Consider the following 8222-nt stretch of genomic DNA (forward strand, 5'->3'; position numbering starts at 1 on the left):
CCGAGCTTGGCTTGCGGTCGTTTTCACCAACCTCGGGATTCCGGGTTCAATCGCGCCCACGCAAGCGCGTGTGCACGATTGCCCCGGAATGACGGCGGGTGGCTTGGGGCTGTGCAGTTGTTAGCAGCGGCTCAGGTCACCCACTCCGCGCCGATGCCGCTCGCCGCTGCGCCGCGCTGTGGCTCGCGCCAGGAGAACGTGAACAGACTCGATGGCTCGACCTGCTCGAGCTCCGCGCGCACGATGTCGCGCGCGATCACGACGATGAAGGGCGCGGGCGGCTTCTCGGCCGTCAGTTGCCGCGGCGGCGAGAACATCGTGCCGACGCTTTCCACCAGCAGCGGCCGCGGCGCCTCGGGCACCTTCACCAGACCCTTGATCCGCAGCAGGCGTTCGCCGAGCCGGCCCGCGACATTATCGAGCCAGCTGGCGAGATCGGCGTAGGCGATCTCGGCGTTCGGGCGCACGAGACAGAGCGCGAGCCGCGGATGCGCGGCGGCGAGCGCTGGTGCGATCTCGCGCAGCGGCGGCGCTGACGACAAGGGTGCGAATGCAGCCGACACGACGGCCGCGCGATTCCTATCGACGATGGCTTCGGCCACCGGATTGAGCTGCGCGATCGCAACCGGCGCTCCTGTCAGAGCGTCCGGCGCGAGATCGGCCTTCGTCGCGACGATGCGATGCGCCGCGGCCCATTGCGCGGCGGCCTCTTCAAACGTCGCGACGGCAAGCCCGCGCGTGAGATCGTAGGTGGCGACGACGGCCACACGCATGCGATGCTCGGCCAAGGTCGCGAGCTGGCGCAGCACCGGGCCGGGCATCGACAGGCCGGAGGTTTCCAGGATGATCCGGCTCAGCGGCGGCAAGCCATCGAGGCGCGGCGCCATGATCAGGCGATCGATGGTGAAGGCGAGATCGCTGCCGACCTGGCAGCAGACGCAGCCGTTCGACAGCATCGCCATCGGCACATCATCGCCGCTCTCGCGCAGCAGCACGCCGTCGAGCCCGACCTCGCCGGCCTCGTTGACGATCACGGCCGTATCCGACGCCGTCTCCGCGGTCAGCACGTCGCGCAGCAGCGTGGTCTTGCCGGAGCCGAGGAAACCGGTCAGGACGAAAAAGTCGATGACGCCGGCGCTCATGGCGCCGCCGCGTCCTTGTCTTTATTCTTGGTGACGTACTTCTCCGGCACGTCGCTCTCCCAGCTCGCTTTCACCAGCTCGCGCACGTCGGCCAGCAGCTCCTCGGTGTCGTAGATGATGCCGTCCTTGATGGTGTATTTCAGACCGCGATGCCATTCGACCGCATTGGTCGCGTCGTTGAAGCGCATGGCGCCGGTGCCGTAGAGCAGCTTGAAGTCGGTCAGCGGATTGTGGTCATGCACCAGCAGGTCGGCGCGCATCCCGACATCGACCGTGCCGATCTCATTCTCCAGGCCGCACAGCGCCGCGCCTTGCGAGGTCGCCGAGCGGATCACTTCCAGCGGATGGAAGCCCGCCTCCTGCAACAGCTCAAGCTCGCGGACGTAGCCGAAGCCGAAGATCTGGTAGATGAAGCCGGAATCCGAGCCGGTGCAGACGCGGCCGCCGCGGTTCTTGTACTCGTTGATGAACGCCATCCACAGCCGGTAGTTCTCCTTCCACTCGATCTCGTTCTGGGTCGACCAGCGATACCAGTAGGAGCCATGGCCGCCGCGCTGCGGCGTGAAGTAGTCCCACATCGACTTCCAGGTGTACTCCTTATGCCAATAGGCCTGGCGCGCCCGCATCAGATCACGGTTGGCATCGTAGATCGTGAACGTCGGCACGAAGGTGAAGCCGATCTCCAGGAACTGCTCCAGCACCTCGTTCCACTTCGCCGAGCCCGGTTCGGCGCCCTGCCTGAACATCTGGCCCGAGACCGAGAAGCGGAAATATTCATCCGTATAGTTATAGTCGAGCGGGAAATTCTGGATGACCCGATCCTCGAACAGCGCCTCCGGCAGGCCGTAATAATGCTCGGCGCTGGTCAGGCCCCATTTCGCCGTGGTCAGCGCGTTCATGCGCGACACCGCCATCTGGGCGTGGTGGCAGCCGGTGCGCAGGCCGATCTGTTTGCACTCGTCGAGCGCGGCTTCCATGATCGCGGGCGGCGCACCGAAGAACTTGATGCCGTCTGCCCCGCGCTCCTTGACTGCGCGCAGCCACTCCCGTCCCTGCTCCGGCGTGTAGATCGTCTTGACCATGTCGTTGACGGCCGGGAAATAGGCATAGGCGAGCAGCCGCGGTGCAGCGATCGTATTGTTCTCGGCGCGCTCTTTCTGGTCCAGCATCCAGGACAGGCCGTTCATCGAGCCCATCTCGCGCACCGTGGTGACGCCGTGCGCCAGCCAGAGCTTGTAGACGTAGTCGACCGGTGGCACCCAGCCATTGGCGGAGTGATAGGCGACGCCCGCATGGGCATGGCAGTCGACGAAGCCGGGCGTCACCCATTTGCCGCGGCAGTCGATCTCGTGATCGGCCGGCTCGCCGGCGTTGCCGGCATAGCCGTAGCCGACGACCTTCTTGATGCTGACGATGCGCCCCTGCTCGACGATGATGTCCACCGGCCCGATCGGCGGCGCACCGGTGCCGTCGATCACGGTGGCGCTGCGCAGCGCCAGCCGCTTGAACGGCCCGATCCCGCGATCCCGCGTCGTCGCCTTCGGCACGATCGGCGCCGCGCCCTTGTTCCGGATGAAGGCGAGCTCATCGCCCGGCAGTGTGTCGGTCATGCCGTTTCTATCCTTGTTATCCCGAACTACCAGCGAAGGAGACGGTACGCTCCCTCTCCCCGTTCTTCACGGGGCCGCGACGAGCTTCGCTCGCGCTGAGAGGGTTGGGGTGAGGGGCCGCCGCGCGGGAAGTGTATGTGGTGAGACCTGTACCCCCTCACCCGGATGGCATCTATCGATGCCATCCGACCTCTCCCCGCAGGCGGGGAGAGGTTACACCGGCCGCGCGGCAAAGTTCTCGCGCCACACATTCTTAGCCCTATCCCGTCCGATACTTCCGCGCGAACGCCACGCTGCCGAACACGGTGAACGCCATGGTCACCGCGAGCAGCATGAAGGCCAGCGCGGCGCCCATCGGCCAATTATTGCCGCGCACGAACTGGTCGTACACCGCAGGCGCCATCATCTTGAATCGCGGGCCGCCGAGAAGCACCGCCGTTGCATAGGTGTTCATGCACAAAACGAACACCAGGATCGAGCCGGCGGCGACGCCGGGACCGGACAGCGGCAGGATCACCCGCCAGAACACCCGCGCGCCGGAGGCGCCCAGATTGGCGGCGGCATATTCCAGATCGCGCGGGATGCTCTCGATCACCGCCGAGAGCGTCAGGATCATGTACGGCAGCACCACCGCGATGATGCCGATGATCACCGCCTTGGTCGTGTACATGATCTCGAGCGGCGCCGAGATCACGCCGAGCTTCAGCAGGCTCGTGTTGACGAGGCCGTCGCGGGCGAACAGCGCCATCCAGCCGGCGGAGCGCACGACGTTGCCGACCAGGAGTGGAAACAGCGTCGCGATCACGACCAGGCTCTTCCAGCGGCTCTCCATGCGGCCGAGCCAATAGGCCGCCGGAAACGCCAGGATCAAGGTCAGCAAGGTGCACAGCAGCGCGATTCCGAGCGTCGCCAGGATGATCTGCTGGTAGTACGGATCCGTCGCGGCCTTGATGTAATTGTCCGGCGACAGCGCCTGCACCATCAGTTGGGTCGGGCTGAACTGGTTCAGCGAGATCCGGAACATCAGGATCATCGGCCCGATCAGGAGCGCCAGGACCAGAAGACAGGCAGGAACGACCAGCAGCGCCATCGCGCGAGCTCCGATTACGAATAAGTCGGCTGACAAGCCGAATGCCCCCGCGGCCAAGCCGCGGGAGCCAGATCGTTCAGGCTTACGCCTTGAACTCCTTGTTCCAGAAGTCGAGCGTGCGCTGCGAGCGTCCCGCGGCATAGGCGTAGTCCGGCTTCAGCAGCCGCGCGCGCTCCGCCTCGGTCAGGCTGACCTGCTTGGCGAGGTCCTCCGGCAGCGGGGCGTCGGTGACGGTCGGGACATAGCCCATCTTGTCAGCGAAGCCGCCCTGCGCCTTCGCGTCGAGCATCGCGTCGAGATAGGCGAAGCCGCCGGCCTTGTTCTTGGCGTTCTTCGGCACCGAGGCCTGGAACACGATCGCCGGCGTGCCCTCCTTCGGAACGACATGGGCGAGCGGAATGCCGGACTTCTTCCACATGAAGCCGCGGGCGAGCCACATCGTCGTCAGCCACACCTCCTCCGACTTCAGCGCCGCCGCCAGCGCCTCGTTCGACGGATAGATCTTCACGTCGAGCGAGCGCCATTCCATCAGCTTCTTCTCGGCCGGATCGAGATTGCTGACGCCGCCACCGCCGGCGAGCGCCGCAGCCAGCGTGTTGTTGGGATAGAGAATGTCGGCAAGGCCGATCTTGCCGCGCCATTTCGGATCCCAGAGATCAGCGAAGGATTGCGGCGGCGTCTTCACCTGGTTGGTGTTGTAGAGGATCACCTGCGCCGAATAGATGTGCGGGATCGCGATGTCGCTCTTGAGCTCCGGAAACACCTTGTCCAGCCGCTTCACCTGGGCCGCGTCGATTTTCTCGAATACGTCGGACTGCGACACGATGTAGGCGTCGTTGTCGGACAGGCACGATACGTCCATCGAGCCGCGCCGGCTCTGCCGCTCGGCGAGCAGCTTGGTCTTGCGCGGATCGGCATTGGCGACGTCCTGCACGATCTCGAACCCCTTGGGCGCCATGATCGGCTTGTCGATGATGTCCGAGAGCAGCTGGCCATAGTCGCCGCCCCAGGTGCCGACCACGACCTGTCCGCCCTCGGCGCGGGCTGTCGGCATGCCGGAGGCCAGCGCGGCGACGCCGGCGCTGGCGGAGAGAAAATGACGTCGCGAAATCATGGGAGAACCTCTCGCTTGGGATGAACGATCTTACTTCGATGTTTGCGGCACGAGACGCGGGACCTTGCGGTCCCATTGCAGCGACACGGCATCATGAGGCTTGAGAGCGGCGAGCGGCTCACCGGCGTCCGGCGTCGGCCTGACCGCGACCAACGTCTCGTCACCGAGCGCCACCACGTATTCGGTCTGCGCCCCCATATAGGTAATGGCCTGCACGCGGCCGCGAACCTCACCAGTCTCACCCGCCACAACAGTGATCCGCTCGGGACGCAGCGCGAACGCGTCCGCATCGTCACGCTCGCTGCTCGCGACATCGGTCGGCAGCAACAGCCCGCCGGTGGTGCGGAACTCGCGCTCATTCGCGCGCCGACCCGAAAGAATGTTGCAGCGGCCGACGAAGTCGGCGACGAACGCATCGACCGGCGAATCATACAGCTGCTGCGGAGTGCCGATCTGGCGGACGCGGCCGCCGTCCATCACCACGAGGCGGTCGGCCATCGTCAGCGCCTCCTCGCGATCATGCGTCACCATCAGCGTGGTCAGCCCGAGCCGCTGCTGCAGCGCGCGGATCTCGAGCCGCACCTCGGCGCGCAGCTTGGCGTCGAGATTGGACAGGGGCTCGTCGAGCAGGAAGATGCGCGGATTGATCACCAGCGCGCGCGCGAGCGCCACGCGCTGCTGCTGGCCGCCGGACAATTGCCGCGGCAGCCGGTCGGCCAGATGCGACAGCCGCACCAGCTTCAGCGCCTCGTCGATCTTCGTCTTGCGTTGGGCCGCGTTGAGGCCGCGCATCTCCAGGCCGAAGCCGACATTGTCGGCCGCGCTCATATGCGGAAACAGCGCGTAGGACTGGAACACCATGCCGGTGGCGCGCTTGTAGGCCGGCAGTTGCGTGACGTCCTCGCGATCGAACAGCACGCGGCCGCTGGTCGGCGGCAGGAAGCCCGCGACCATGCGCAACGTCGTCGTCTTGCCGCAGCCGGACGGGCCGAGCAGCGCGACCAGTTCGCCCTCATTGACGGAGAGATCGAGGCTCTCAACGCCGATCGAGGTGCCGAAGCGCTTGGTGAGCTTCTCGAGAGTGAGCTGCGCCATCACACCACCCGCGACAGTTTGACGAAGCGGTCGGTGATCACCATCAACAGTCCGACCAGCGCGATCTGCACGGTGGCGACGGCGGCGAGCGTCGGATCGATGCGGAATTCGAGATAGTTGAGCATGGCCACAGGAAGCGTGATCCGTCCGGGGCCGACCAGCAGCATCGACAGATCGAGATTCTCAAAGCTCTGGATGAAAGAGAACATCGCGGCGGCGACGATCCCCGAGCGCATCATCGGCAGGGTGATGCGCCGAAAGACCGTGAAGGGGCTGGCACCGAGATTGGCAGCCGCCTCCTCGGCGGCGCGGTCGAGGCCCTGCAGGCTGGCGACGACGAGGCGCACGGTCCACGGGATGGCCAGCAGCGTATGCGCGGCGACGAGGCCCTCGGTGGTCGCCTTGATGTCGCGGTCGAGCAGATCCTCGGCCAGCACGTAGAACATGTACAGGCCGGAGCCGGCGACCACGCCGGGGACCGCGAGCGGCGCCAGCAGGAACGACGACAGCGCCTGCCGCCCTCGGAATTCGCCGCGCACGATCGCGAGCGCAGCGGCGGTGCCGAGCGGCACGCCGATCGCGGTCGCGAGCAGCGCCACCTGGAAACTGGTGACGAGGCCACGCAAGAATTCCGGCTTGCTCAGCGCGTTCGCGTACCATTTCAGCGACAGCCCCGACGGCGGGAAGCTGACGATCTCCTGCGCAAAGAAGCTCGTCATCACGATCATGACGACCGGCGCGAAGATGATGGCATAGGCGACAGCGATCAGTGTCCGCACTGCGAATTGGCCAAACGACAATTGTCCCGTAAAACGGAACAGCATTGCAGACACCTCAACAAACAAAGAGCACGTTGCGCGATGGCATCGTAGTCGGCAGCTCCGCTGCCGCCAAGCCCGCGAGGCGGCTTATCGCAATGCACATGTGCATGGGCGAACCGCCATCCAGTGCCACGAGCCTGACGCGTGGGCCACTGGCCGTTCCATCTCGGCTCTCGACGAATTTCTGATTCACGGAAATTCGTGTAATGACTCGGAAGATCACACCCCGATCGGCAGCTCCTCCTGGAGCGGCGTCGTTTTGGGCAATGCGTGCTCAATTCTTGCACCGGCGCGATCCAATTTTTTGTGCGCCCACGGACAAGTCATCCGTCCGCGCCCGCACCTAAGCTTGCTCCTGAGCTTGGACCGGGGCGACGGCACCCATGCACCGCCGGACCAGCGCGACATCACCGTTCGAAGGAGCTGGCACATGCAGACGAGGCTATTCACTGGAGCGCGACGCGCGTGGCTTGCCGCGCTCGGCGCCATCATCGCGGTGGGGCTTCTCGCCCCCATCGACGCGCAGGCGGCGACACCGGCGGGCTGCGCGGCGCTGAAGGAGAAATATCCGGACTGGAAGGGCAAGACGCTGGTCAACGCCATCAACCCGCACACGCCGGGCTATGAGTCGATCGACCCGAAGGATCCGAGCAAATATGTCGGCTTCGACATCGATCTCGGCGAAGCGATCGGCGACTGCCTCGGCTTCAAGCTGACCTACAAGCCGGTCACATTCGCCGCATTGCTGACGACGCTCGCGAGCGGCCAGGCCGACATCGTCATCTCGGACATCTACGCCACCAAGGAACGCGCCAAGGCCGCCGACTTCATCACCTATTCCAAGGTGTTCGACGGCGTGCTGGTCGCCAAGGGCAATCCGAAGGGCATCAACGGCATCAATCTGTCGCTGTGCGGCGCGGCCGCGGCCGAGAACACCGGCTATGTCGAGGTGCCGCTGATCCAGGATCTCGCCCCGAAATGCAAGGAAGCCGGCAAGCCTGAGCCGACGATCCAGCTCTACGACAACAACGCCAACTGCATCCAGGCCATCCTCGCCGGCCGCGCCGACACCTACATCAACGACGTCAACACGGTCGACCAGGCGGTGAAGGCCTATCCGGACAAGCTGGAGAAGGCGATCGCCGTGACCATTCCCTATTCGGTCGGCATCGCCGTGCCGAAGGACAAGCCCAAGTTCCGCGACGCCGTGCTGGCCGCCCTGATCGAGGTGCAGAAGGAGGGCATCCACCAGGAGCTGTTGAAGAAGTGGCAGCTCGATCCGGCGAACTTCAAGGCGCCGGACATCCTGACGGCGGACTAATCCCAGCCTGCTCTGCCAACGCTTCATCA

The 8222-nt window shown here is 65.3% G+C and carries 7 protein-coding genes; 1 reads left to right on the forward strand and 6 read right to left on the reverse strand.

The genetic code is table 11. The annotated features are described in order from the left end of the window. Positions 1-131: 131 nt before the first annotated feature. The 6 genes from BRAO375_RS20450 to BRAO375_RS20475 form a co-directional block, all read right to left on the reverse strand. Positions 132-1142, reverse strand: a complete 1011-nt coding sequence (locus BRAO375_RS20450) for a CobW family GTP-binding protein (protein ID WP_009029347.1) — start codon at positions 1140-1142, stop codon at positions 132-134. After that, on the reverse strand, positions 1139-2752 hold the full coding sequence (locus tag BRAO375_RS20455) for an amidohydrolase family protein (protein ID WP_009029348.1): 1614 nt from the start codon (positions 2750-2752) through the stop codon (positions 1139-1141). Before BRAO375_RS20455 ends, BRAO375_RS20450 begins: the two co-directional genes overlap by 4 nt. A 259-nt stretch (positions 2753-3011) precedes the next feature. Beyond that, complete coding sequence (locus tag BRAO375_RS20460) at positions 3012-3842, reverse strand: ABC transporter permease (protein ID WP_009029349.1); 831 nt, start codon at positions 3840-3842, stop codon at positions 3012-3014. A gap of 82 nt (positions 3843-3924) precedes the next feature. Then, complete coding sequence (locus BRAO375_RS20465; RefSeq protein WP_009029350.1) at positions 3925-4956, reverse strand: ABC transporter substrate-binding protein; 1032 nt, start codon at positions 4954-4956, stop codon at positions 3925-3927. Between the two features lie 30 nt (positions 4957-4986). Beyond that, complete coding sequence (locus BRAO375_RS20470) at positions 4987-6051, reverse strand: ABC transporter ATP-binding protein (protein WP_009029351.1); 1065 nt, start codon at positions 6049-6051, stop codon at positions 4987-4989. Next, a complete protein-coding gene (locus tag BRAO375_RS20475; RefSeq protein ID WP_009029352.1) occupies positions 6051-6875 on the reverse strand; it encodes an ABC transporter permease in 825 nt (274 codons plus the stop codon). Before BRAO375_RS20475 ends, BRAO375_RS20470 begins: the two co-directional genes overlap by 1 nt. A gap of 427 nt (positions 6876-7302) precedes the next feature. On the opposite strand from BRAO375_RS20475, the gene BRAO375_RS20480 reads away from it, so the two are divergent. Beyond that, complete coding sequence (locus BRAO375_RS20480; protein ID WP_009029353.1) at positions 7303-8193, forward strand: ABC transporter substrate-binding protein; 891 nt, start codon at positions 7303-7305, stop codon at positions 8191-8193. Positions 8194-8222 lie beyond the last annotated feature (29 nt).

This window comes from Bradyrhizobium sp. ORS 375, assembly GCF_000239775.1.
GTDB lineage: Bacteria > Pseudomonadota > Alphaproteobacteria > Rhizobiales > Xanthobacteraceae > Bradyrhizobium.